A 24,389-nucleotide genomic window follows, 5' to 3' on the forward strand; every position below is an offset into this window, starting at 1 on the left:
GTGGGTTTTCTTCAAGCTTCGAGCTTCCAGCCGCGAAGCGGCGCTCTTCAAGCTTCAAGCTTCAGAACGGCCACACCACCGGTATCAACCCCACCGCCGTGACACCGACGATCAGGCTCAGCGGGGCGCCGAGGCGCAGGTAGTCGAGAAAACGATAGCCGCCGGGCCCCAGCACCATCAGGTTGGTCTGGTAGCCCAGCGGGGTCATGAAGCTCGCCGAGGCGGCGAACATGATCGCCACGGCGAAGGGCAGTTCGTTGACGCCCAGTTGCTCGGCCACCGCCATGGCGATGGGAAACATCAGCACCGCGGCGGCGTTGTTGGTGATCAGCTCGGTGAAGATCACCGTCATCGCGTAGATTGCGGCCAGCGCCGCCCAGGGGGCCAGGCCGTCGATCAGCAGCAGCCACTGGGCGATCTGGGCGGCGGCGCCGGTCTTGGCCATGGCCGCCCCCAGGGCGAAGGAGGCGGCGATCACGATCAGCACGGTCAGGTCGAGGTAGCGCCGCGCCTTGCTCGCCGGCACGCAGCGGGTCACCAGCATGGCGCCGCCGGCCAGCAGCGCGGCCTCGAGGATGGTCAGCCACCCGCTGGCACTGGCGGTCACCATGGCCCCCAGGATGGCAATCGCCAGCGGCGCCTTGCGGAAGTCCGGCGGCGTGGAGTCGTTCAGCCCGCTCACCAGCAGGAAGTCCTTGCGGTAGCGATACTGGTCGACGAAGTCCTGGGCGGTTTCCAGCAGCAGGGTATCGCCCACCTGCAGGCGAATGTCGCCCAGCTTGCCGGACAGCCGCTGGCCATGGCGCGAGATGGAGAGGATCACCGCCTGGTAGCGCGAGCGGAAGCGCGACTCGCGCACCGTCTGGCCCAGCCCGGCGAAGTCCGGGCCGATCACCGCCTCCACCAGGCAGCGCCGGTGATGGTCGATGTCCAGCTTGTGCACGTCGCCGCCGGCGGGGCGCAGGCCGTGGATGCGGCGCAGCTCCCGGGCGCATTCCGGGGCGCCGATGAACACCAGCACATCGCCGGCCTGCAGCTCGGTCTCCGGCGGCACGGCGGTGAGCAGGCGGCCATGGCGCTCGATGTCGGCCAGGTAGCCATGGCTGAGGCTGCGCAGCCCCGCATCGGCGATGGTCTTGCCCACCAGTGGCCCCTTGGCGGTCACCACCACCTCCACCGCATACTCCCGGGCCTGCTCCAGCTGTTCCAGCACGCCCCGGCGGTTGGGCAGCAGCCAGTCGGCGAACAGCATCAGGAAGACGCCGCCCACCAGCAGCAGCGGCACGCCCACCCAGGCCAGCTCGAACATCGACAGCGACAGGCCGCGCTCGGTCTGCAGCAGGCCATCCACCACCAGGTTGGTGCTGGTACCGATCAGCGTGCAGGTACCGCCCAGGATGGCGGCGTAGCTCAGCGGCAACAGCAGCTTGGAAGGGGGCAGCTTGAGCCGGCCTGCCCACTCCTGGATGGCGGGAATGAACATTGCCACCACCGTGGTGTTGTTCATGAAGGCACTTAACCCGGAAGCCGGTAACAGCACTCTGAACTGCGCCCGACGCAACTGCCTCGGCCGGCCCAGCAGGCCATGGGCGATCCACTGGATGGCACCAGTCTCCTTGAGGCCGGCCGCCACCACATAGAGGGTGGCGATGGTCATCACCCCGGGGTTGGAGAAACCGACCAAGGCCTCGCCGGGGGTCAGGATGCCACTCACCACCAGCACGGCCAGCGCCGCCATCAATACCACGTCCGGCGCGATGCGGGTCGCCACCAGCGTAACGAGCACCGCCAGCACCGTGGCGAGCGTAAACAGGGCGTCGAAGGGCATTAAGAAGATATCAAATCGAGAAGAATAGGTTTTTTAACAACAACGAAGCCACAGGGTCAGACTTACCGCGCCACAGGCACCCGGTTAGCGCCCAGGCCAGCAACAAAGCCACAGGGTCAGACCCCGGTTGCCCCAGGCACACCATCACACCTCATAGAACTCGCGATACCAGTCCACGAAGCGTTGCACCCCTTCCTCGACGCCCACCCGAGGACGATACCCTGTGGCCTCGAACAGTGCCTCGGTATCGGCCCAGGTACGGGGCACATCACCGGGCTGCATGGGCTGAAAGTCGCACTTTGCCTCACAGCCGGTAGCCTTCTCGATGGCGCGAATGAAATCCATCAAGGCCACCGGGCTACCATTGCCGATGTTGTAGAGGGCGTAGGGCGCCGTGCTGCTGTCAGGGGAGTCGGTGGCATCACCGAGCTGCGGCATCACTTCAAGAATGCGCACGATACCCTCGACGATATCGTCGATATAGGTGAAATCCCGCGACATGTCACCATGGTTGAACACCGCGATGGGGTCACCCTCGAGCAGCGCCTTGGTGAACTTGTAAGGCGCCATATCGGGACGGCCCCAAGGGCCGTAGACGGTAAAGAAACGCAGTCCCGTGGTCGGCACACCGTACAAATGGGAGTAGGTATGAGACATCAGCTCGTTGGCCTTCTTGGTAGCCGCATAGAGACTGATGGGATGATCAACGGCATCGCCGGTGGCAAACGGCACCTTACCATTCATGCCATAGACGGAGCTGGATGAGGCATAGACCAGATGCTCCACTCGCTGCTGGCGACAACCTTCCAGGACATTGAGATGACCGACCAGGTTGGCATCGGCATAGACATGCGGCTTTTCCAGCGAATAGCGCACCCCAGCCTGGGCAGCCAGATGAATCACCCGATCGAAGCCTTCGTCAGCAAACAGGGACGCCATGCCCTCTCGATCCGACAAGTCCAATTCGATGAAGCGCACATCAGAACATTCGGACAACTCCGCCAGTCGCGCATGCTTCAACGCCACATCGTAGTAATCGTTGAGGTTATCAATGCCGACGATATCATGGCTCTGGCCGGTAAGACGCTTGGCCACGGCATGACCGATAAAACCGGCCATACCGGTAATCAAAAGCTTCATGGGTCATCCTTACTCAATGGGAGGGACGAACACGATCGCCGTTGCCCTTGCCCAGCACGGTCTGAATGATATAGCTGAAGTAATCCTTGACTGTCAGGTTTTTCAGCATTTTCTGGTCAGTTTCGGCCAGCAGCTTAGGTGTAGACATATCAATCTCGTTGACCTGCGCCAGACCGGTGATGCCCGGGCGTGCCTTAAAGACGGCGCGGGCCTCCCGTTCGTTGATCAATTCTTCCTGATTGAAGAGGCAGGGCCTTGGTCCCACCAAGCTCATCTCTCCTTTCAACACATTCCATAGCTGCGGCAATTCATCCAGCTTGGTACGGCGAAGAAACTGACCGAAAGGCGTAATGGCCGAGGCCTCAGCGAGATGGGAGGCGACGGAAGCCGTATCGGGTTTCATGGTACGAAACTTTACCAAGACGAATGGTTTACGGTGACGTCCCACACGTTTCTGACGAAATAGCGGCGAACCAGTATCAAAGTAGCCGATCAGTGTAAGAACCAGCAGTACTGGAAGCCCAAAAAACAAGCCAATCACGGAAAAAAGACAATCTAAAAAACGAATCATAGAGCGAAACTCTTGGTTAATAAAAACATCGTCTTAGCCCCTCATCAAGACTCAAGGGAGGGCTCCATTCCAAGGTCTTACGCACATGGCCAGCATCCACCTGAAGCGAACTGAATAGCCTATCATAGACATCCCGCTTCCCTATCAAAGTCACAGCAACCTTTAAAATAGAACGTGGCACCCAAAAAAGCTTTGCAGGATGCCCTGAAGCCGTGCCGATCTTTTGCAATAAATCACTAGTCGAGACATCATCACCGTCGGACACCACAAAGACCTCACCAGCAGCCTTAGGATGATCCAAGCAAACAGTTATCAGATCGACAAGATTCCAAATAGAGACGAACGAGCGTCGATTCCTGATTTTTGCCAATGGCAGCGGCACCCCCTTGGCAACTACTTTAGCCAGGAGGCCAAAATTCCCCGGGGCATTAGGGCCATAGACCAAAGGGGGACGAATGATGACGACCTCAAGCCCAGTCTCTTTGGCCAGCTCCTGCAATCCAACCTCAGCCTCAAACTTAGACTGAGCATAATCACTCTCGGGATTGGGAGCGTGGCACTCAGAAAAAGGCTCTACATTGCTACTTCCATTAACTCCAATAGAGCTGATAAAGACAAAACGCCTCACACCAGACTCAGCTGCCTGTTTTGCTAAAGCAATAGTGCCATCGACATTGGCTCGGCGAAAATCAGTCAAGGGTTCCGACGACGACTCATCAAGAACATGAGCTCTAGCAGCAGTATGAATCACCACATCGACCCCCTCAACAACCGTAGTCCAATCCGAAAGAGCATTAAGACTAGGGCTATTAACTAAAGGGTAACCCCCTTTGCGCGAACAGCCGACCACCTCCAAAGCTTCGAGCCGACAAAACACATTGTAGATAACAGAGCCTATAAACCCAGAAGCTCCCGTAATCAAGACCTTCATCACACACCTTCTGAGAAGCAGGAAGTCGAATAAAAAGCGCTCACATATAAGCTCAACACAGCTTTTGCAGAAACTTTTTCTCTTGCCTCACTCCCTGCAACGACCTCAAGCCAGCCTTGCGCAATCATTTTCGCATCACAATCCATCTTCCATAAACCGTACTTCAAGTACTCACCTTTATCTATAATAACCCTCATATCACTAACTAGCGCATCAGCTAATGTATGTGGAAACCCTTCACCATAGCCAGAAGGTTGAACAAACACATTCCCCAAATAAAAAATTTCATCTTGTGGAACAAACCCAACCTCAACGACATCAACCCTACCATTGTTTAATAACCTTCCTGCAAGCCCTTCTCTCTCACACCCAACCATGTAAAAGCAACCATCGAAATCAAGTCGCAATAGAAGCTCTTTCAAACTTGAAGCCACGAGGGGGAGCTTAGTATCACGCTGTACAGAAACCAAGCCGTCCGCAACCCCAAACTTTTTTTTCACACCACCTGACCCAGGGACCCAGAACAAGTTTGGCTGGTTGACCAAGAATCTTCTAAAATAACGAAAGTCTGCATAAGACTGGACAGCAATGCTTTTCCGTGAGCTTCGATTAATCAAAAAGAGCAAGAAAGACCGAAAAACTCTCTTCCTTCTCATTCGCCCCATACCATTGAGAATAACGAGACCAGCAGCCCATGGTTGAAGAAGAAAAAAAATATTACACTTTATATTCGAAGAAACCACAACACCGCGACCTCGAAGCCACAAGATTTCAAAAAAAATCAAAAACGGCTTAAAAACCCCATCAAAGAGCCCTTCATTTCTAACATAAAACCCTTCATTTTCCAGGTAATCACAAAGCCACCGCCTATAACGCTGATTCAGGCTTTTGTGATCATTTATAACCAACACTTTGCATTTTTTTACCACGTGCCCCTCACTTATTCTTTCACCTCTATTGGAAAACCAATACGCGTAAGAACATATGCTCTTCAGTATTGAGCAAAACAGAGCAACATCTCCCCCCCCCTTTTCCCACAAAGGAGATCAAAACTCATCATTCGCCATCCCGCAGCTCTGCGCGCAAGAAAAACTTAATCAAAATATACATCACCAAAGGTGGCAGAAAAACAAAAACCAAAATCCTAAAAATCCCAAAAACTTCGTAAAACTCTATCCTGTGTATATAAAAAACAGCATAAAAAGAAAGCATTATGCCAAAAACCCTCACAAGAGGCCTTCTTGCAGAAACCAAATAATTCACAATCGATAATGCTGACAGCATATATAACAGCAAAGGCAAAAAGAAAAAAACATCAAATATTGCATAAAACTCACCTATAAAGTTTCCAGCTATACCAAAGTCTAAAGAACCATAAAAATACTCTTCCATCTTTCGGCTCATTGGCTCAAGATCAAAGCCCACCCAACTCCGGTGAACAGGCGTCAAAAACAACAAAACGGGCAGCAAATGAGACAGACTTAACTCAAACCCCTTTTCAACAACGAGGTAAAGATTTCCTTGTATAATAGAAGGCTCAGAGAAATAGAGAGACTGGAACACGAACTCTTGGTTGGCAAGAAGCGAAAAAAACCCTGCCACGTCTCCTGAATGAAGAGTATGATATGAATACTTAAAAGTTAATGCAAATAAAACAAGCAAAGCCCCCAAAATGGCATAGCTATGTTTTGCAATTAGCCTAACCCTCCCCAAAGAGGAAAACTTTAGAAAGGCATGGGAGAATAAAAACAGAGCAAAAAACTCTCTACTGCCCAAATAAAGATCAAAAAGTACAAAAAAGCTGCTCAGCAAAAGCAGCTTATAAGAACTTGCAGCGTGGAAGAAAAGTGAGGATGCTATAGCTGAATACACATAAAAGCTGTAAAAAAATGGTTTGCTAGAAACAAACTGCGCCCTGTCCGAAAAAGCAAGGAGCTCTGGTTGAGACATCAAAACCAGGAAAAACCAAAAAAAGGCCCAAGCCAAAAAAGCAAAGCCATATAATTTCACTTCACCCCTATACCTTCTACCCTGTAAATGGGAATTTTTTTCTAGCCTTCTTTCGAATTTAGCTCTTAGAACAGCCTCATTAATCAATAGAGAGACTATCAGGCACAGAAAAAAAACAAAGTATAAAAAATATTGGTAATCTGGAAGAGAGACGATTTCTTTCCCCCCCCCACCCCAGTAGGTATTACCGCAAATCCAAAAAAAGCTGACATAAAGTAAATTGCAGAAGATGCGTAGAACAAAAAATAGGCATCTACTCTCCTCTTTCTTATCAAGAAATACCCACCTAAAAAAACAAAAATAAGGAGAAAAAACAGGTACACAAAAGCCACCTTTGAAAAAATGCCCCTGGTTTTTTAAACACTCATCCTGCGAATACTAAGTGCTCCCAGAGACAGCATAATGCAGAGTCCGATGAAGCCAGACTCCATCAAAGCACCGGAGCCAGCGGTTGATAATGACCTTGGCATAGCCCAGCGACTTGAAGCGATACTGCCAAATGCCCCCTTCCTTCAAAGATCAAAAGAAGGTATCAGCACAGATGCTAAAAGTCCCCTGAGGGGTGCGGCACTTTTCTTGGACTTTGTCATGCCATTATACCTAGGCTTTCTCGCACCCTAGACACATAGCATGACCGAAGAACTTTGGGCCACATGGTATACCATGCGCCGATATCTTTCTCGGCTCACCGACCAAAGTGAAGCGGCATGGAATACTGACAGCTGCCCCAGCCCCAACGATAAAAGCTAAATTAACGCCCCAGAAAGCGTCTTGAGTACCGAACACCAGCCTAGGTATTCCTTGGAGGGTGTTCAGGATCCCTGGACACCGCAGCGCTACACTTATTAAGTATAATTCAGGACTATAACCTGTTCTGCTCTGAAGGGAATCACTTCAGACCTTCTGAAAAGAATCTAGAGAGCATTGTTTTTCCATTGATTCTTCTAATACACATATCATCTTCGCCTCCACTTTCAGTGGAAATACCGTACCGGTAACCAAACTTTTTAACTATACTCTTCGACACACTTGAATAGTGCCCATAGGGGTAGGAATAAAAATTACAAAACCCTTTCCTACCTTTAAAGGCCGCACGAGATAGACCTACTTCCAAAAGAACAGAAATGCTATTTATAACTGAATGTTTTATATGAAAAGCCCCGTGCCCCCCAATAGAAAAATTATCCCCTAGTCTTTTATACAAAAAATCCAAGTCATCAAAAGTCAAGCACTTGGAGTAAAAGCCACTCGGAATAAAGGGCGCGCACACCCACCTAAACAAAACACCTGACTGTTTATAAACCTTCCTGAGAAATGAGTGTTCAGAAGAAAGCTTTGCTTCATCTACCGCCCACCCGTTTTTCACATTAAAAAATGGGCAAAAAACCATTATAGGAATGTCGAGCTCCTCAATAACTTCAACATACTTCACAATGGAATGGTGTGCATCATCAAATGTAACGGTGACAAGATTTTCTTTCTCACCTGCACTTGAACGCAAATAATCAGAAAGGCTTACAAAGCTATAACCTTCTGCCAAAAGTGAAAGAATACCTTTTCGAAAGCTTGAAACTGGCATATCATCAGATATACAGTCTTGTTCACTTTCTACCAACTTATGGAAATAAAGGATCATACTATCGACCTAGAAGCATTCGGCGCAATATATTCAAGAGAATCGCTACGAAACAATGGGGTAACCAAAATGATTTATTGTTCAAAAAAGGATAAAAACCATTATCGTGTGGTGTCACAGGAATACTATCAACCACCTTTTTCTTTTCTAGCAACTCAAAAAGCTCACTCTCAGAAAGAACCTTAGCATGATACACACCTATCATAAAAAGCTCTCTTTCTTTATGCTTACCCTTTCCTGACATCAGCTGCTTTTTTACTGCATGGAAAAGATCAAACTGCAAGTATCTACTAGACAATCTCCTGACATTCACTCTAGGGCTAAAAAACTTCACCCCTCTGTGAACCCCATAATAATATGCTTGAGCCTCACTGGGATTAAAGCAGTGCTCAACATCCCCCTGAAAAAAGTGACTCTCAATAACACGCTTGCCTTTTAAAAGCTGTGGATCAGGATCAACATATATGGAGCTTTTACTATCCAGCCCGTGCCAGCGAACGTCATTAGTGAAAACATGCAGTCCAATAATGTCAGAAGCGGATAGAACATCAAGGACTGGAAGTACTAAATGAGACACGCCGTTATTATTACGAAAATACGAATACAGCTTTAAAAAAAAATCCGGTGACACTTTCATGTCAGCGTCCAACTTCACAAACAAAGAGTAACTATCGCACTCCTCTTCAATTTTTCTATAAACTGCCGTGTCGGCTTCATATCGTTCCAGACCAGAAAAAACAATGTGATCGACTATGTCAAAGTATCTCTGTGCGGCAACTTGAACTGAGGCTTTGCATTCGCTCAGCTCATTTTCTCCAGACTCAAGCGTAATGACCAAAATCTTCAAGAGTCATAACCCCATTCTTTCAACATGTCTCGTTCAATGAGCTTAGATAATTTCTCAACGTCCCTCCTGGTTATGTCATAAATTTGGGACCGAAGAGTCTCTGGAAGAGAGCTAAGCAACTCTTTTGTATCATAAGAACTTTTCCCACTAGAAATAGCCACTTTGTTCTTAAGATTTATCACTCTGTCCAGCACACCAGCTTCTTTTAACAATTTTATCAAAAGAAGCCGTGCCCCCCCTTTCTTCTTGGTCGCTTTGTTTATCTTTTTCTCTAGAGAAGCAGGGGTAAAACTCGCATCATCAACCCCAATAAATTCATACAAATCTCTCAGAAATGCATAGGGATCTTTCTTTAAGTCGTCGTAAACCTGAACAAAAACTCTCTCCCTACCAAACATCTGATAAAGCTCTTCTACTTTATCCCCATACATGGAAGTTTCGACCCAAGAGCTAAATAGATCATAATTATCCAAAACATCTTCTATATTATAATTAATTGAACCTTTTTTCTTTTCATGCCAATAGTGTGACACCATCCTCTCCAGAGGACTTCTTATGCACAGCACGATTTTTGCATTATCATTATACTCTTTAATTCTTTTCAGAGCCGGCACTGAACGTATATACGAAGGTGTTGTTTCCACATATATACCTTGAGAAACAGGCGGATATTTACTTTTTAGCCATTCTTCACCTTTAGGGAAATTAATATCAAAGTAATGAATGGCGTCTTTATTTGGGACAGAAACTTCTGGGTGCTCTTTCAAACAATGATAAGCCCAAGTTGTTGCTGTCTTTTGAGGCCCAATGTGGAAAACATCTACTTTCATCATTCATACCCCTTTGTTTTAAAAGAAAAAATCTTAAGCGGAAGTATCTCTATATTGAGAAGATGGCGCGAGAAAAAAACAGCTATTATATTTTGAGAAATAACCATGAGTGCAATTCCTATGGCTGCTCCAATTTCGCCCAGCACTATAACTAACAGTGAAAAAAAGAGAAGCCCTATAGCACTTGTAGACAGAACTATATTTCTCATTATCACCTCGTGGCCTGTCATGTTAAGAACAAAGTTCACATTCCCAGAAACGACATTAACAAACTGAGAAATAGTAAGTATATAAAGCAAATACTGTGCTTTAACAAAATCATCCCCAACGAACCTTAATATACCTTCTGAAAACCCTAAAAAGACAATAACAAGAGGCAAGGAGAAGAAAAAGCCCAGTTTGCAGCTAAATCTTGCAAGTCTTTCAAGCTCATCAATCTTTCCGTTTTTAAACAACTCGGCAAACCGAGGAGGGAATATAGAATTTGTTACTACCAGCACAAAACTCAAGGTCAACGCAATTTGCTGTGCTGATTTTAACAGCCCGACCTCAGCCTCGCCTAAAAAATAACCGGCTATTATAAAGACAAGTACGTTTTGGCAAAAGTTTGCTAAACTTATTATAAAATACGATGTTGAGGTTTTGATAAAATCACGATATGTAACATCATAACCCTTTGGAGAAAGCTTATCCCAAGGACTTCGGCTTGATACCAAGTAGAATACAACCTGGCCGCAACCTAACAAAAAAACAGAGAAAATACTGGCAGAGTATAAAAAAACAATATCCGTGTTTTTATCAAAACCTAAATCCACCAAGATCAGGACAATCATCACAATAGCCACACTCCCGTTTTCAAGCAACACGGCCGAAACAGGCTTTTTTACCCCTTTTAGAAATCCTGAGAAAATAAATGACAAGCTGAAAAGAACTGAAGACGAAGCAATGAATACAACTTGAGCCTTAGATAGGCCTGGAATAAAAGCTGATAAAAAACTATCGCCATACAGGAGAAGCATGGCTATTGGAAATAAGCTAATCAAAGAGGAAAGACTTATCGCTTTCACCAGATAACTTATAATACTGTCGGACTTAGGATCTCTTCCGATATAGTATACAAGCGTATTATTCATGCCATATCTGCAAATTATTGAAACCCCAAGGATGACACTTTGAGCAATGGCAAAAAAACCCAGCTGCTTCAATCCATAAAATTTTCCAATCATCATTACTAAGATTACAGAAGAGAATGCCGTGACACCTCTGGCGAGAAAAGTAAAAGCAATGTCGCCTTTTATTTTTTTGTCGCTTACTATACCCAAAATAATATTCCTTGCCTTCAAGCACACTTAAAATTTAGTGAGTTACAAGAGGTTACCTTAGTGACGACCAATCAGCCTAGGATATCTTTTATAGGCATCAAACTGCATAGACGCGCGATCACATCTCTCCAAAGAACCAACTAAAACCTAGACTTGCACTGGACAATAGATTTCGGATTGCCCCCGTTTTTTTAAATAGCCTTACTAAAATATCTCTGACTATTATCTTGGATGTCATCTTTTCCTGTCGCTGGTGATGATGGCTTCCTTGTAATTCAGATTATTGATGAGGCGAGTTTGAGTGTCAGACACGAAGTTTCCAGAATTGAAGCGCTGAGTCTCGGGGAATCTTGCAGCGGGGTCAGACCCTTAATTTTGTTTAAGGGTCTGACCCCGTGGCGGCCAGCGTCACCTCGATATCATGACCGGTCTGCTCGGCCCAGCGTTCGATCTCGGCCTTGAGGGCCTGTTGGGCATGGGGCTCGCCATGCACCAGGCGCACGTGACGCGGCGGGTGGCGCATGCGTTTGACGAAGTTGAGCAGGTCGTGCTGGTCCGCGTGGGCGGAGTAGCCGCTGACGGTCTCGATGCGCGCGCGAATGTCGACCCGCTGGCCGTCGAGTTCCACCCAGCCGCCGCGGGGGCCGTAGTGCTGAATGTCGCGACCCGGCGTGCCGGCGCCCTGATAGCCGATGAACACCACGGCGTGGCGCTCGTCGGGCAGCATGCGCGTGAGGTAGTTGACCACCCGGCCGCCGGTGGCCATGCCGCTGGCGGCGATCACCACCGCGGGGCGGTGGCTGGTGGCCAGGTAGTCGACGGTGCGCTGATGCTCCTCGTGGCTGGCCACGGTGTAGAGGTTCTCGAAGCTGAGCGGGTGGCGGCCGCCGCGTAGCCGGCGATGGGCCTCGGCGTCCCACCAGGGCTTGAGCTGGCGGTAGACCTCGGTAAAGCGCGCCGCCAGCGGTGAGTCGACGATGACCTCCAGGTCCTCCCAGGGGCCGGCGGCACCGCGGTGGATCAGCCCTTCCAGCTCGTAGAGCAGCTCCTGGGTACGGCCGATGCTGAAGGCCGGCACGATCACCGTGCCGCCGTTTTCCAGGGCACGGTCGATGGCCGCCTTCAGCCGGGCCTGGCGGTGCCGGCGGTCCTCGTGGCGGCGATCGCCGTAGGTGCTCTCCAGCACCAGGGTATCGGCACGATAGGGCGAGCGTGGCGCCGGCAGCAGCGGTGCATGGGGCGCGCCGAGGTCGCCGGAGAAGACGGTGCGATGCGGCTGGCCATGGGCCTTGTCGAGGCTTTCCACCTCCACATAGGCGGAACCGAGGATATGCCCGGCCCGCTGCAGTTTGACCCGCAGGCGGTGGCGCTCGTCATCGAGGACGGTGTGCCAGGCCCGGTAGTCGAGGGGCACCAGGCGTTGCGTCACTTCCTCGAGGAAGCGCTCGATCAGGGCGCGATCGCGGGTAAAGCCGATCTTGAGGGCATCCTCGATCACCAGCGGCAGCAGCCTGGCCGAGGGCACCGAGCAGAGGATGGGCCCCTGGTAGCCCGCCGCCAGCAGGTAGGGCAGCCGGCCGATGTGGTCGATGTGCACATGGGTGGCCACCAGCGCCAGCACGTCATCGACCGGGAAGGTGACACGGTGCTGTTCCAGGCTGTCGCGGTGCTCGGCATCCTGGCCCTGGAAGAGGCCGCAATCGACCAGCAGGGCGCGGTCCGGGGCGATCTGCAGGCGGTGGCAGCTGCCGGTAACGCCCGAGGCGGCGCCGTGGTGGTGGAGTCGAGGGTAGTCGTCCATGACTGGGCCTCTAGGCTTCAGGCTATTGGATGCAGCCTCGTGACGGCTCGGCCTCTGGGGCCGCCGGAACCGAGCATGATCCGCCGTCGCGTGTCGCTGGAGGAAACCGGGGCTGCCCCTACCGCTTTGAGGCTGGGTCGGCTGCTAGCCGGCGTCTTCGCGAAGGCTTTCGCGCACCAGGCTGACGAAGTGAAGCAGGAAGACGCCCATCACCGCGAGCATGCCGCCGAGTACCACACCCAGGGCGAGGATCAGGGCTCGGCTGGTGCCTTGTTGCTTGAGGCTCTGCACGGCCGTTTGCCCCGTTTCACCAGCGGTAAGCCCCTCCAGCTCGGCCTCGAGCTCGAACTTGCGGGACAGGGTGCTGGCGATACGTTCCGAGGCGCCGTCGCTGCTGTGCGCAAGCGTATTCTCGACGTTGGCCAGCTGGCTTTCCAACGCCTGGCGACGGCGCTCCACTCGCGCCTGTTGCCCCTCTACGATCTTGTCGAGAAGCAGGCGATGATGCGCCTGGACGCGCTCGGCCAGGGCCTCCGGCGCGGTGCTGGAAAGCTTGACGATCTCGGTGTTGTCAGGATGGGAGACTTGGGTCTCGAAATCCAGATCGTCAACGCCTTCGGACGCCATCAGTTCACGAGTCGCCGTCCCGAGGTACAGGCTCTGCGTACGAGACACCAGAGACGTCGGCGATTCGAAAGGCTCCCCGGTGCCGCGTTCCGCCACCTGATAGATGGAAGTGTAGGTGTAGGTCGGTGTCTGCAGCAGGGCATAAGCCAGCGCCATCAGCACCACCGCGGTGAAGATACCCGCCATGGCTTTCCAGCGCCGCACCAATAGCTTGGCGAGGTCGATCAGGGAAATTTCATCATCTGAGGTAGTCGCCTGGGACGGCTGGGGGACTTGTGATTCTTGATGGACAGGCATTGACGTCGTCTCGCTCGACATTGATCGATCCAGGAATGGGCATCTCGCAGGCACGCTACCGCCCGGGAATTGTTCCGGGCGTTTTCCCATGCCCTGCTTGAGTGGTGACGGATCATAACGCTTTCGTCCGCGGATACGACCCAACACCTTTTCAAACCCTCGATTCTACGCCAGAGACGAGGGTCGCTCTATCGGCTGGCAAGAAGCGCCGCCGACAGGCTAATTACACTTGGTTGCTTTGGGCGACCAAGCCGTAAAAAACCCCCTGACGCGTTCCGCCAGAGGGTTTTCCAGTCAGCCTAACGCAGTCGAAGGACACACCATACGGCAATTTGCCGTGCAACAGGGCGCTTCTTTCAGCAACGGTTCCGTCGCTGGCACTGCAACGGCCCAGCCGGATCGCTTTTGGCTGGGCGCCTTTAATAACAAGGAGTTAAGCACACTTCGCCTGACGACTCAACCTGAAAGGAGTGGCTGGGCGACCAGCCCCGCGGCAATTCACAATGCGGCGTCCAGCATGGTCTGGGCCTCTTCGATCAGGGCCTGCAGATGGGCCTCGCCGCGAAAGCTCTCGGCATAGACCTTGTAGAGCGGCTCGGTGCCGCTGGGGCGCGCGGCGAACCAGCCGTTCGCGGTTTCCACCTTGAGCCCTCCGATCGGCGCTTCGTTGCCGGGCGCAGTGACCAGCATGCGCTCGACCCGGTCTCCCGCCAGAGTGGTCACCGCAAGGCTCGATGGCTCCAGGCGCTTGAACGCCCGCTGCTGCTCGGGCGTGCAGGCGGTATCGACGCGCCGGTAGTGAGGCGCTCCGTGGCGCTCGGTCAGCTCGCGATAGGCCTCACTGGGGCGCTTGCCGGTCACGGCCATCAGCTCGGCGGCCAGCAGGCAAAGCAGGATACCGTCCTTGTCGGTCGACCAGGGCCGGCCATCGAGGGTCAGGAAGCTCGCCCCGGCACTTTCCTCTCCACCGAAGGCCAGCCAGCCCCGGTAAAGGCCATCGACGAACCACTTGAAGCCCACCGGCACCTCGTGCAGCTCGCGGCCTCGCGCCGCCACCACGCGATCGATGATCGACGACGACACCAGCGTCTTGCCGACCTTCAGCGTCTCGCCCCAGCCTTCGCGATGGGTCAGCAGGTAGTCGATGGCGACGGCCAGGTAATGGTTCGGGTTCATCAGACCGGCGGCGTCGACGATGCCGTGGCGGTCGGCATCCGGGTCGTTGCCGAAGGCCAGGTCGAAGCGCTCCTTCATCGCCAGCAGGTGGGCCATGGCCGCCGAGCTGGAGCAGTCCATGCGGATCTTGCCGTCATGGTCCGGCGGCATGAAGGCGAAGCTTTCATCGACCTCGGTGTTGACCACCTCGAGGACAAGGCCGTGGCGTTCGACGATGGCCTGCCACACCGGCAGCGCGGTGCCGCCCATGGGGTCGACGGCCAGCGTGAGGCCGGCGTTCTTGATTGCGCCCAGATCCACCACCGAGGCCAGGCCATCGACGTACTCGCCTACCATGTCGTGGCGCACGGCCTGGGCCAGCGCCTCTTCCAGCGCCACCTCGGCCACCGCCTCGAGCTCCTGGGCCAGAAGCTCGTTGGCGCGGCGCTCGATCCAGCCGGTCACGTCGCCTTCGGCGGGGCCGCCATGGGGCGGGTTGTACTTGATGCCGCCGTCTTCGGGCGGATTGTGTGACGGCGTGACGATCAGGCCGTCGGCACAGGGCGCATCGGCCTCGGTGTTGTGAGCAAGGATCGCCCGGCTCACCACCGGGGTCGCGGTCAGCTCGCCATCGCGCTCGATGCGCACTTCCACGCCGTTGGCGATCAGCACCTGCAGCGCCGTTTCCCAGGCCGGGCGCGACAGCGCGTGGCTGTCACGGCCCAGATACAGCGGGCCGGTGATGCCGGCCCGACGGCGGTAGTCCACCACGGCCTGGGCCACGGCCAGGATATGCGCGCGATTGAACGAGCCCGCCAGGGAACGGCCGCGATGGCCGGACGTGCCAAAGCTCACCGCCTGGGCCGGATCGGCCAGGTCGGGCTGAATATCGTGAAACGCCTGAATCACGTCCTGCATGTCGCTATCTCCCTCTTCATCAGGCGCCCTGTGCCTATCTCCCGGCCACCATGGTGCCACAGTCCGAACGAAGATGCCGAACGAGCCCCATCAGCCAGGGCTCAGCGCCCTGGTCTTTGCCCTACCACTAAGGTCGCGTTGTTCGATGCCCGCCAGCCCTCCATCATTCTCGGCGAACAGACACAAAAAAGGCCCCATAGGGACCAGTTGAACACGCCGGCTCGAGTTCGAATGGCCGCCCAAGGGCGGCCATTCGAACGACAACAAGCCAACGGCGCGACAACAAGCACAATACCTCTTGTTTTCAAGGCCTCCTCCAACAACAAGACCGGCCTTGTCGATTCTCTCTAGCCACACGTCTCGCAGCGATTCCTTCCCGGCCTCTTGCTCGCATCCGTGAGCGCGCCACCGCCTGCGTGTTTCCGATCATCCTCCGCTCTGCCCAGCGCCCATCATCACCGTCTTTCTCGTGGCTATCGCCTGATTCGAACGATCCGGCGTGACGGCTAGCATCTGCCCTCGTGCCGCAATCGGAACCGCACAGGTCGCAAACGCACCGCCCCTTCACAGCCGGATTCTGGATGCTGTCAGAGCCAATGATTACAAACACATAAGGATGCATCGATGGCCGCCTCCCCGAAACGCCCGCAGGGTGCCCGTTCGTCTCGTCTCGCCGCGCCGCTGCTGGCGCTGGGCCTCGCCGCCTCAGTGCCGGCCCAAGCTGCCGACATGGACTTCTCCAACGAATACAACGCCAGCTCGATCCACGCCGAGGGCGATGCCTGGTTCATCGACCGCGTCGAGACCCTGACCGACGGCGAGGTCGACATCACCCTGCACACCGGGGGCGCACTAGGCTTCCGCTCCGGCGATCACTTCTACGCCGTGGCCGACAACGCCGTGCAGATCGCCGACAGCCTCTCCGGCACGCTGGGCGGCATCGACCCCATCTTCCTGCTGTCCTCGCTGCCCTTCCTGGCCGACGACGTCGATGCGGCCCATCGACTCTACGAGATCGCCCGCCCGGAATACGCCAAGGTATTCGAGGATAACGACCAGATCCTGCTCTACGCCTCGCCCTGGCCGGCGAGCGGCATCTGGGCCGAGGAGCCCATCACCAGCATGGAGGCGCTCGAAGGCCTCAAGATCCGCAGCTATGACCGCAACGGCACCGCCACCCTGGTCAGTGCCGGCGCCTCGCCGGTGAAGCTCTCCTGGGCCGACGTGGTGCCCCAGCTCGCCACCGGCGGCATCGAGGCGGTGCTGACCTCCGCCGAGGCCGGCGCCAACGGCAGCTTCTGGGAGCACCTGAGCGACTTCAGCGCGATCCAGTACGCCGTACCGCTCAACATGGTGCACATGAACCGCGACGCCTTCGAATCGCTGAGCGAGGAAGACCAGCAGGCCGTGCTCCAGGCCGCCGAGGAAACCGACGCCCACAACTGGGAAGTGGTGAAGCAGCGCGTGGCCGAGAACTATGCCCAGCTCGAGGAGCACGGCATCGACATTCACGATCCGGTACCGGCCGAGTTCCAGGCCGCCCTCGCCGAGGCCGCCCAGCCGGTGGTCGACGACTGGGTCGAGAGCACCGGCGAGCGTGCCAGCCGCATCCTCGAGGAATTTCATCAGGGGAACGACGGCCAGGAGAGCGACGAAGAGACCGCACAATGAGTTCACAGCATCGTCGTGACGGCGCCGCGTTTCCCAGCGTTGCCGCCCTGCTGGTGGATGCCCTCGGCCGGCTGACCAGCGCCCTGGCGACGCTGGGGGCCGGCCTGGCCATGCTGCTGGTGGTCTACATGCTCGGCCATATCCTGCTCGAGATCGGCCTGCGCCTGTTCGGACGGTCCACCTTCATCCTCGACGAGTACATCGGCTATGCCGTGGCGGCGATGACCTTCCTCGGCCTGCCCTACGCCCTGGAAAAGGGCGGGCTGATCCGCGTGGCGCTGGTGCTCAAGCGGCTGCCCCGGGCCTGGCGCTGGCCGCTGGAGCTGTTCGCCAGCGTCTCGGCGCTGCTGGCCTTCGGCTGGCTGGCCCACTACTGGACCATCGCCGTGCAGCGCAGCTTCCAGCGCGGCATCGTCAGCGAGACCCTGGCGCAGACCCCGCTGTGGATTCCCCAGGGCACGGTGCTGGTCGGTCTCTACCTGCTGTGTCTGGTGCTCGTCATCCGTTCGCTGCGCATCCTGGTGCAGCGCCACGCCTTCGACGGCGGAGACCTCTGAATGGAAACGCTATTCGTCGGGGCCGGCGTCATCGGCCTGCTGCTCGTCGTGCTCGCGCTGGGCAGCTGGGTGTTCGCCGGCCTGACCATCGTTGCCATGCTCTCGCTATGGGGGCTCGGCGACTTCGATGCCAACCGCATCGGCCTGATCCTGTCCAAGATCCTGTTCCGCGCCGCCAACAGCTGGGAGCTCTCGGCGATCCCGCTGTTCATCCTGATGGGCGAGCTGATCTTCCGCTCCAATATCTCCGAGCGGCTGTTCCGCGGCCTGACCCCGCTCACCCGTCGCCTGCCCGGTGGCATCCTGCACACCAACGTACTCGGCTGCACGCTGTTCGCCGCCGTCAGCGGTTCCAGCGCCGCCACCACGGCGACCATCGGCAAGATCACAACCCGCGAGCTCGAGCAGCGTCGGTACGACCGCGACCTGTCGATCGGCTCGCTGGCCGGCGCCGGCAGCCTGGGGCTGTTGATCCCGCCGTCGATCGTGATGATCGTCTACGGCGTGCAGGCTGAGGTCTCGATCAGCAAGCTGTTCATGGCCGGGGTGCTGCCGGGGCTGGTGATCGCCGTGCTGTATGTCGGCTACGTGGGGCTGCGCTGTCTGCTCAACCCGAGCCTGGCTCCCAGGGCCGAGGACAGCGGCAGCGGCGTGCTCCAGGCGCTGCGCGACCTGTCGCCGGTACTGGGGCTGATCGTGATCGTGCTGGGCGCCATCTACACCGGCATCGCGACCCCTTCCGAGGCCGCCGCGGTCGGCTGCGCCGCCACCCTGGCGCTGCTGCTGTGGGAGCGCCAGCTGACGGTGGCGCTGTTCATGGACGCCCTGCGCGGCGCCCTGATCAGCTCGGTGATGGTGTGCAGCCTGCTGGTGGCCGCCGCCCTGCTCTCGACTGCCATGGGCTATCTGCACCTGCCCAGCGATCTGGCCGGCTGGATCGCCCAGCAGGGCTTCTCGCCGATCGCCCTGCTGCTGGCCATGGCGCTGTTCTACGTGCTGCTGGGCCTGTTCCTGGACGGTATCTCGATCACCGTGATGAGCCTGCCGATCACGCTGCCGATCATCATCCAGGCCGGCTATGACCCGCTGTGGTTCGGCGTCTTCCTGGTGATCATGGTGGAGCTGGGGCAGATCACCCCGCCGGTGGGCTTCAACCTGTTCGTGCTTCAGGGCCTGACCGGCGAAAGCATCGGCCGTGTGGCACTGGCCGCCGCCCCCTTCTTCCTGCTGATGTGCCTGGCCGCGCTGATCATCAGCGTATGGCCGCAGATCGCCCTGTGGCTGCCCACGGTGCTGTCGGGGTAGACGTCTCGGCACTATGGCACCAAACGACAACGGCCCGGGATTCGCCCGGGCTGTTTCGTAAGTTACCACCAATCTCATGTCATACTAGGCAGTCGACTTTCCGACCGGCCGCTTCATCTGAGGGGCTGCCTGCAGACGCTCGAGCAGCCTATTCGACAGTGCCCTGCCATCCAGCGGTGAATGCACGTCCAGATAGTGGATACCGGCATTTTCCAGTGCGAGGCGCTTGATACGGTCGCGAACCTCGGCATCGCCGCTCAGGTAGTGTCCGGAGCCCTGATACTCGACGGCGACCCTAGGCTGGCCGAAGCGGTCGGTGACGAGAATATCGACGCGCTTGCTGTTGATGGCCTTGTAAGCGCCATGATCTTCAGATGCCAGGATCTCGCCTAGAGACACCTGAGCGAACACCAGATGACCGGCTCCCATCTTGCGCACCGCCCGTTCGGCGGTCTGATAGACCCGGTATTCGTTCCGACTCATCAGCCTACGCGACCGGTAAGTGGCTCTCTCCACATGCGACAGCTGCTCCTGCTGCCAGCCCTCGCTCACGAATTCAGCCTCGGGCGCCCCGAAGACGTGATCGAGCGCGAGATCCGATTCAGGCTCGGGCTCGGGCTCGGGCTCGGGCTCGGGCTCGGGATTAGAGTATATCGGGCGAACCGGCGGCATCTCTGGGTTGCCCTGACGCTTTGGCAAAGAGGCCCGATCCGTCGACTGACGCGGCGTGACCGCAGGCCGAGGCTGCGGAGGCAATCGCCGCCGCTTCCTGATCCAGGCCAAGCCGGTCACGACGATAACCAGCAGGAATAGAAAGAGCAGTTCCATGATGTCCCTGTTTCCGTGTCATCCATTACGGCGAGAGATTTTATCAAACAGCTCAGCAATGTCGGTCTCTGGTATCGTCCCTCACTTTTCTTCCGACGACGGTGGTTTGGGAACGCCCCCATGACTCGGCCAGCACTACCAACACTACCGGGAGGGCTCCACCGAACTCTCGTCCCTGCCTTACTGAATCAACTTCGCCCCCAAGCGGCCTGACGCTCGGCACCGAACGATTGCAACAGCAGCCCAAGGACTTGCTTGCCCATGCATCACTCACTACGAAGCCGGCAGAGAGTCAAAAAACGACTGGAAACAGACATCAAAGAAAACGGCCGGCAAAAAAACCGACCGTTCAAGTTACCTCTTCCCACCCCTGATCAACTCACTATTCAGCTACCAACTTTGGGCCCAAGATTCAAAACGATGTCATTCCCCGTACCATCCGTTGAATTTGCTGAAATAGTAATGGTGTCGTCTGCGTGGGTGATCGTAGAGCCGTACCCTGAACATGCCGCAGTATCATTGATTTCACTATCAAACTCAGTTTGAGTAATTTCGCCAGCCAAGTATGGAGTCAACATGGCCGAGGCCTGCTGTTTACACGCGCTATCAGCAGCCCTCTGCGTATAATTTTGATATTGCGGTATAGCGATTGCTGACAGAACTCCGATAATCGCCACGACGATCAGCAGCTCGATCAGGGTAAAGCCGCCCTGAGCGCTCCGAATGCCTCGTTTCATGCCCTGTGTTGCCATTACCTACACCCCTCGTTCGATTCAGGTCACGCGAGCCGGTGCCCGCCTATCGCACGACGACAGCTCGCCGCTTTGGCGCTTACATTAAGTTACGGCCTGCCATCCTGCAAGCTCATCACACTCGCACTTCCTAATATATCAGACTTTACTCATTCTTTTTCCTTATACAGGAGACCACGCCCAGGGATGAATGACTGCTGACAGCTATGGTCGCTGACCACACGAAACGACTAGAATCGGCTTCAAGCCCTTTCACGATGTCGGCCCGCCGCTCGCCCACGGCGACCAGGCAGTCCCCCGGAGCCTCATGAACGACTATCGCCCTCCCGCCACCGAACATCAGACCTCTTCTCAGGAGCCGTCTTCTGGCGCCGGCCGCCCCCGCGGCATGCGCGGACTGGCGCACCGGCTGGTCGCGGAGGGCCTGCTGGCCGAAGCGGCAGCACAGCGTGCCGAGCAGGAAGCCCGAGATGCCGAGACCTCGCTGCTGGAGCACGTGATCACCACGGGCCTGGTCCAGGCCCGCTCCGCGACGCTCACCGCCGCCTGGGAATATGGCCTGCCGATCATCGATCTGGATGCGCTGCGACTGGAAAGCCTCCCGGACGCCGCCGACTACCCCGACAGGCTGCTGCGCAAACTCGGCGTGCTGCCGCTGCATCGCCGAGGGCACCGACTCACGGTGGCGGTGCCCTACCCCAGCACCCTGGCCCAGCTCGACGAGCTGCAGTTCGCCACCGGCCTGACGCTGGAAGGCATCCTGGCCCCTGTCGACCAGCTCGGCCCGGTGCTGGAGGCCTATCTGGCGCGCAGCGAATCCTCGATGCTCGACGAGCTGTCGAACGTCGATGACGCCGTGGGCGAGCTGCAGTTCGACGAGGGCGTCGTCGATGCCAGCGACGAACAGCAGGCAGCGGCGACCGCCGGCGACGACGCGCCGATCGTCAAGTTCGTCAACAAGATCCTGCTCGATGCCATCCGCCGGGGCGCCTCGGACATTCACTTCGAGCCCTACGAAACCAGTTACCGGGTGCGCTTCCGCATCGACGGCATCCTGCACGACGTGGCCCATCCGCCCTTCGCCATGCGCAGCCGCATCGCCGCGCGCCTCAAGGTGATGGCCCGGCTGGACATCTCCGAGCGGCGCCTGCCCCAGGATGGCGCCATCAAGCTCAAGGTCTCGTCGAGCCGCTCCATCGACTTCCGCGTCAACTCGCTGCCCACGGTCTACGGCGAGAAGCTGGTGCTGCGCATCCTCGACCCCGGCTCGGCCCAGATGGGCATCGAACAGCTCGGCTTCACACCCGAGCAGCGCGCCATGTACGAAGGCGTGCTGGATCATCCCCAGGGCATGATCCTGGTCACCGGCCCCACCGGCAGCGGCAAGACGGTCACGCTCTACACCGGCATCAACATTCTCAACGAGATCGAACGCAACATCTGCACCGCCGAGGACCCGGTGGAAATCAAGGTCCCCGGCGTCAACCAGGTCAACGTGCTGCCCAAGATCGGGCTGGACTTCGCCAGCGCCCTGCGTGCCTTTCTGCGCCAGGACCCGGACGTGGTGATGGTCGGCGAGATCCGCGACCTGGAAACCGCCGAAATCGCGGTCAAGGCGTCCCAGACCGGGCACCTGGTGCTGTCCACCGTGCATACCAACTCCGCGGCCGAGACCCTGACCCGGCTTGCCAACATGGGCGTGGCACCGTTCAATATCGCCAGCTCCGTGAGCCTGATCATCGCCCAGCGCCTGGCCCGGCGGCTGTGCCCTGACTGCAAGCAGCCCGCCGACATCCCGCACGAGGCGCTGCTGGCTCAGGGCTTCAGCGAGGAAGAAGTACAAAGCGCCACCATCTATGAACCGGTGGGATGCCAGCATTGCACCCAGGGCTTCAAGGGCCGGGTCGGCATCTACGAGGTGGTGCCGATCAGTGAGGCCATGAGCCAGCTGATCATGACCCATGGCAACGCCATGGACTTCGACACCCAGGCACGCGAGGAGGGCCACCCGGACCTCCGTCGCAGCGGCCTGTTCAAGGTCATGCAGGGCATGACCAGCCTGGCCGAAGTCAACCGGGTCACCAAGGACTAGAAACATTCGCAACGCGGGGAACACACCATGGCAACCGCCAGCCTGAACAAGGCCCAGAAGCTCAAGCTGTATCGCTGGCGCTGGTCCGGCAAGGGGCCCCAGGGGCGCAAGGTCAGCGGCGAGATCATCGCCAGGAGCCGCGTCGAGGTCGAGAAGGAACTCTCCGGCCAGAACATCATCGTCAAGACCATCCGCCGCAAGAGCGGCATCGGCAACGGCATGGGCAAGGTGAAGCCGCGCGACATCATGCTGTTCGCTCGCCAGATGGCCACCATGATCCGCGCCGGCGTGCCGGCCCTGCAGGCCTTCCAGGTGGTCGCCGAGAGCATGAAGAAGCCGGCCATGCGCGCCCTGGTGCAGGAGCTGATGAACGAGGTGGCCGCCGGCGCCAGCTTCTCCGAGACACTGAGGCGTCACCCGCTCTACTTCGACCGGCTGTTCTGCAATCTGGTGGAGGCCGGTGAGCAGTCCGGCTCGCTGGATCGCATGCTCGAACGGGTGGCCACCTACAAGGAAAAGGTGGAATCGCTCAAGAGTCGGGTAAAGAAGGCGCTGTGGTATCCGGCGGCGGTGGTCACGGTGGGCATCGGCGTCACCGCGATCCTGCTGATCAAGGTGGTGCCGCAGTTCGAGAGCCTGTTCCACGGCTTCGGCGCCGAACTGCCGGCGATGACGCGCATGACCATCCAGCTCTCCGAACTGGCCCAGCAGTACTGGCCGTGGGCGCTGGGTGCGGTAGTCGCGGCCATCGTCCTGATCCGTGCCGGCATCAAGCGCTCCGAGGCCTTCGCCTACCGCATGCATGCCCTGGCGCTGCGCATCCCGGTGATCGGCGACATCCTCGACAAGTCCTGCGTGGCCCGCTACTCACGCACCCTGGCCACCACCTTCGGCGCCGGGGTGCCGCTGGTGGAGGCGCTGCAGACCGCTGCCGGCGCCTCCGGCAACAAGGTCTACGAGCGCGCGGTGGAGCAGATCCGCGACGACGTCGCCACCGGCCAGCAGCTGCACTTCGCCATGCGCCTGACCGAGCAGTTCCCGCCGCTGGCGGTGCAGATGGTCGGCATCGGCGAGGAAGCCGGCGCCCTGGACGCCATGCTCAACCGGGTGGCGGACTACTACGAGGAAGAGGTCGACAACAAGGTCGACGCCCTCACCTCGCTGCTCGAACCGTTCATCATCGTGGTGCTGGGCGTGCTGGTGGGCGGCCTGGTGATCTCGATGTACCTGCCGATCTTCGAGCTTGGCAGCGTGATCTAACACAACGCCCA

20 protein-coding genes are annotated in these 24,389 nt (G+C 56.7%); 5 read left to right on the forward strand and 15 right to left on the reverse strand.

From position 1 onward, the window contains the following. Window positions 1–61: 61 nt before the first annotated feature. The 13 genes from QWG60_RS09115 to pgm form a co-directional block, all read right to left on the reverse strand. Window positions 62–1,828 (reverse strand): SLC13 family permease, encoded by a 1,767-nt coding sequence (locus QWG60_RS09115; RefSeq protein WP_146909339.1) that lies wholly within the window; start codon window positions 1,826–1,828, stop codon window positions 62–64. Between the two features lie 144 nt (window positions 1,829–1,972). Beyond that, window positions 1,973–2,968, reverse strand: coding sequence for an NAD-dependent epimerase (locus QWG60_RS09120; protein ID WP_146909337.1), 996 nt, complete (start codon window positions 2,966–2,968; stop codon window positions 1,973–1,975). 13 nt (window positions 2,969–2,981) lie between these two features. Beyond that, window positions 2,982–3,539, reverse strand: coding sequence for a sugar transferase (locus tag QWG60_RS09125; RefSeq protein ID WP_146909335.1), 558 nt, complete (start codon window positions 3,537–3,539; stop codon window positions 2,982–2,984). 16 nt (window positions 3,540–3,555) lie between these two features. Continuing rightward, complete coding sequence (locus QWG60_RS09130; RefSeq protein WP_146909332.1) at window positions 3,556–4,470, reverse strand: NAD-dependent epimerase/dehydratase family protein; 915 nt, start codon at window positions 4,468–4,470, stop codon at window positions 3,556–3,558. After that, the gene (locus tag QWG60_RS09135) at window positions 4,470–5,399 is read right to left on the reverse strand and encodes a glycosyltransferase family protein (RefSeq protein ID WP_146909330.1); all 930 of its coding nucleotides are present in this window, start codon (window positions 5,397–5,399) and stop codon (window positions 4,470–4,472) included. The genes QWG60_RS09130 and QWG60_RS09135 overlap by 1 nt, the downstream gene beginning before the upstream one ends. Before the next feature lie 127 nt (window positions 5,400–5,526). After that, window positions 5,527–6,480 carry a hypothetical protein gene (locus tag QWG60_RS09140; protein ID WP_146909328.1) on the reverse strand — a complete coding sequence of 318 codons (954 nt, stop codon included), beginning with the start codon at window positions 6,478–6,480 and terminating at the stop codon, window positions 5,527–5,529. An 889-nt stretch (window positions 6,481–7,369) separates the two neighbouring features. Then, window positions 7,370–8,116: a polysaccharide deacetylase family protein gene (locus tag QWG60_RS09145; RefSeq protein ID WP_146909326.1), complete on the reverse strand. Its 747-nt coding sequence runs from the start codon at window positions 8,114–8,116 to the stop codon at window positions 7,370–7,372. Window position 8,117: 1 nt separating this feature from the next. Next, on the reverse strand, window positions 8,118–8,963 hold the full coding sequence (locus tag QWG60_RS09150) for a hypothetical protein (RefSeq protein ID WP_146909323.1): 846 nt from the start codon (window positions 8,961–8,963) through the stop codon (window positions 8,118–8,120). Beyond that, window positions 8,960–9,796: a sulfotransferase domain-containing protein gene (locus QWG60_RS09155; protein ID WP_146909321.1), complete on the reverse strand. Its 837-nt coding sequence runs from the start codon at window positions 9,794–9,796 to the stop codon at window positions 8,960–8,962. The genes QWG60_RS09150 and QWG60_RS09155 overlap by 4 nt, the downstream gene beginning before the upstream one ends. Beyond that, window positions 9,793–11,115, reverse strand: coding sequence for a lipopolysaccharide biosynthesis protein (locus tag QWG60_RS09160; protein ID WP_186810081.1), 1,323 nt, complete (start codon window positions 11,113–11,115; stop codon window positions 9,793–9,795). Before QWG60_RS09160 ends, QWG60_RS09155 begins: the two co-directional genes overlap by 4 nt. 379 nt (window positions 11,116–11,494) lie before the next feature. After that, window positions 11,495–12,916, reverse strand: coding sequence for an MBL fold metallo-hydrolase RNA specificity domain-containing protein (locus QWG60_RS09165; RefSeq protein WP_146909315.1), 1,422 nt, complete (start codon window positions 12,914–12,916; stop codon window positions 11,495–11,497). Between the two features lie 144 nt (window positions 12,917–13,060). Next, window positions 13,061–13,861 carry a Wzz/FepE/Etk N-terminal domain-containing protein gene (locus QWG60_RS09170; RefSeq protein ID WP_246124685.1) on the reverse strand — a complete coding sequence of 267 codons (801 nt, stop codon included), beginning with the start codon at window positions 13,859–13,861 and terminating at the stop codon, window positions 13,061–13,063. Window positions 13,862–14,338: 477 nt separating this feature from the next. Beyond that, window positions 14,339–15,973, reverse strand: a complete 1,635-nt coding sequence (pgm, locus tag QWG60_RS09175; RefSeq protein ID WP_281288391.1) for a phosphoglucomutase (alpha-D-glucose-1,6-bisphosphate-dependent) — start codon at window positions 15,971–15,973, stop codon at window positions 14,339–14,341. Between the two features lie 564 nt (window positions 15,974–16,537). Between pgm and QWG60_RS09180 the strand changes: the two genes are divergently transcribed. Genes QWG60_RS09180 through QWG60_RS09190 form a run of 3 tightly spaced genes read left to right on the forward strand, consistent with a single transcriptional unit; the run spans window position 16,538 to window position 19,446 of the window. Further along, window positions 16,538–17,584 carry a TRAP transporter substrate-binding protein gene (locus tag QWG60_RS09180; protein ID WP_146909311.1) on the forward strand — a complete coding sequence of 349 codons (1,047 nt, stop codon included), beginning with the start codon at window positions 16,538–16,540 and terminating at the stop codon, window positions 17,582–17,584. Continuing rightward, entirely contained in the window at window positions 17,581–18,141 is a 561-nt protein-coding gene (locus QWG60_RS09185; RefSeq protein WP_146909309.1) for a TRAP transporter small permease, read from the forward strand. Before QWG60_RS09180 ends, QWG60_RS09185 begins: the two co-directional genes overlap by 4 nt. Further along, window positions 18,142–19,446 carry a TRAP transporter large permease gene (locus QWG60_RS09190; protein ID WP_146909307.1) on the forward strand — a complete coding sequence of 435 codons (1,305 nt, stop codon included), beginning with the start codon at window positions 18,142–18,144 and terminating at the stop codon, window positions 19,444–19,446. A gap of 84 nt (window positions 19,447–19,530) precedes the next feature. Here QWG60_RS09190 and QWG60_RS09195 read toward each other — a convergent pair whose 3' ends face one another. Both QWG60_RS09195 and QWG60_RS16805 read right to left on the reverse strand, forming a co-directional pair. Continuing rightward, complete coding sequence (locus tag QWG60_RS09195; protein WP_146909305.1) at window positions 19,531–20,274, reverse strand: DUF2726 domain-containing protein; 744 nt, start codon at window positions 20,272–20,274, stop codon at window positions 19,531–19,533. Window positions 20,275–20,660: 386 nt separating this feature from the next. After that, the gene (locus QWG60_RS16805) at window positions 20,661–21,026 is read right to left on the reverse strand and encodes a type IV pilin protein (protein WP_307725208.1); all 366 of its coding nucleotides are present in this window, start codon (window positions 21,024–21,026) and stop codon (window positions 20,661–20,663) included. Between the two features lie 307 nt (window positions 21,027–21,333). On the opposite strand from QWG60_RS16805, the gene pilB reads away from it, so the two are divergent. Beyond that, complete coding sequence (gene pilB, locus QWG60_RS09205) at window positions 21,334–23,118, forward strand: type IV-A pilus assembly ATPase PilB (protein ID WP_146909303.1); 1,785 nt, start codon at window positions 21,334–21,336, stop codon at window positions 23,116–23,118. Window positions 23,119–23,145: 27 nt separating this feature from the next. Beyond that, window positions 23,146–24,378, forward strand: coding sequence for a type II secretion system F family protein (locus QWG60_RS09210; protein ID WP_146909300.1), 1,233 nt, complete (start codon window positions 23,146–23,148; stop codon window positions 24,376–24,378). The last annotated feature ends 11 nt before the right edge of the window (window positions 24,379–24,389 follow it).

This window comes from Halomonas halophila (assembly GCF_030406665.1).
GTDB classification, from domain to species: Bacteria; Pseudomonadota; Gammaproteobacteria; order Pseudomonadales; family Halomonadaceae; genus Halomonas; species Halomonas halophila.

Bases quoted from the DNA above. Each gene is read 5' to 3' on its own strand.
- QWG60_RS09115 (WP_146909339.1), bottom strand. From the start codon at position 1,828: ATGCCCTTCGACGCCCTGTTTACGCTCGCCACGGTGCTGGCGGTGCTC.
- QWG60_RS09120 (WP_146909337.1), bottom strand. From the start codon at position 2,968: ATGAAGCTTTTGATTACCGGTATGGCCGGTTTTATCGGTCATGCCGTG.
- QWG60_RS09125 (WP_146909335.1), bottom strand. From the start codon at position 3,539: ATGATTCGTTTTTTAGATTGTCTTTTTTCCGTGATTGGCTTGTTTTTT.
- QWG60_RS09130 (WP_146909332.1), bottom strand. From the start codon at position 4,470: ATGAAGGTCTTGATTACGGGAGCTTCTGGGTTTATAGGCTCTGTTATC.
- QWG60_RS09145 (WP_146909326.1), bottom strand. From the start codon at position 8,116: ATGATCCTTTATTTCCATAAGTTGGTAGAAAGTGAACAAGACTGTATA.
- QWG60_RS09155 (WP_146909321.1), bottom strand. From the start codon at position 9,796: ATGATGAAAGTAGATGTTTTCCACATTGGGCCTCAAAAGACAGCAACA.
- QWG60_RS09165 (WP_146909315.1), bottom strand. From the start codon at position 12,916: ATGGACGACTACCCTCGACTCCACCACCACGGCGCCGCCTCGGGCGTT.
- QWG60_RS09170 (WP_246124685.1), bottom strand. From the start codon at position 13,861: ATGTCGAGCGAGACGACGTCAATGCCTGTCCATCAAGAATCACAAGTC.
- QWG60_RS09180 (WP_146909311.1), top strand. From the start codon at position 16,538: ATGGCCGCCTCCCCGAAACGCCCGCAGGGTGCCCGTTCGTCTCGTCTC.
- QWG60_RS09185 (WP_146909309.1), top strand. From the start codon at position 17,581: ATGAGTTCACAGCATCGTCGTGACGGCGCCGCGTTTCCCAGCGTTGCC.
- QWG60_RS09190 (WP_146909307.1), top strand. From the start codon at position 18,142: ATGGAAACGCTATTCGTCGGGGCCGGCGTCATCGGCCTGCTGCTCGTC.
- QWG60_RS09195 (WP_146909305.1), bottom strand. From the start codon at position 20,274: ATGGAACTGCTCTTTCTATTCCTGCTGGTTATCGTCGTGACCGGCTTG.
- QWG60_RS16805 (WP_307725208.1), bottom strand. From the start codon at position 21,026: ATGGCAACACAGGGCATGAAACGAGGCATTCGGAGCGCTCAGGGCGGC.
- pilB (WP_146909303.1), top strand. From the start codon at position 21,334: ATGAACGACTATCGCCCTCCCGCCACCGAACATCAGACCTCTTCTCAG.
- QWG60_RS09210 (WP_146909300.1), top strand. From the start codon at position 23,146: ATGGCAACCGCCAGCCTGAACAAGGCCCAGAAGCTCAAGCTGTATCGC.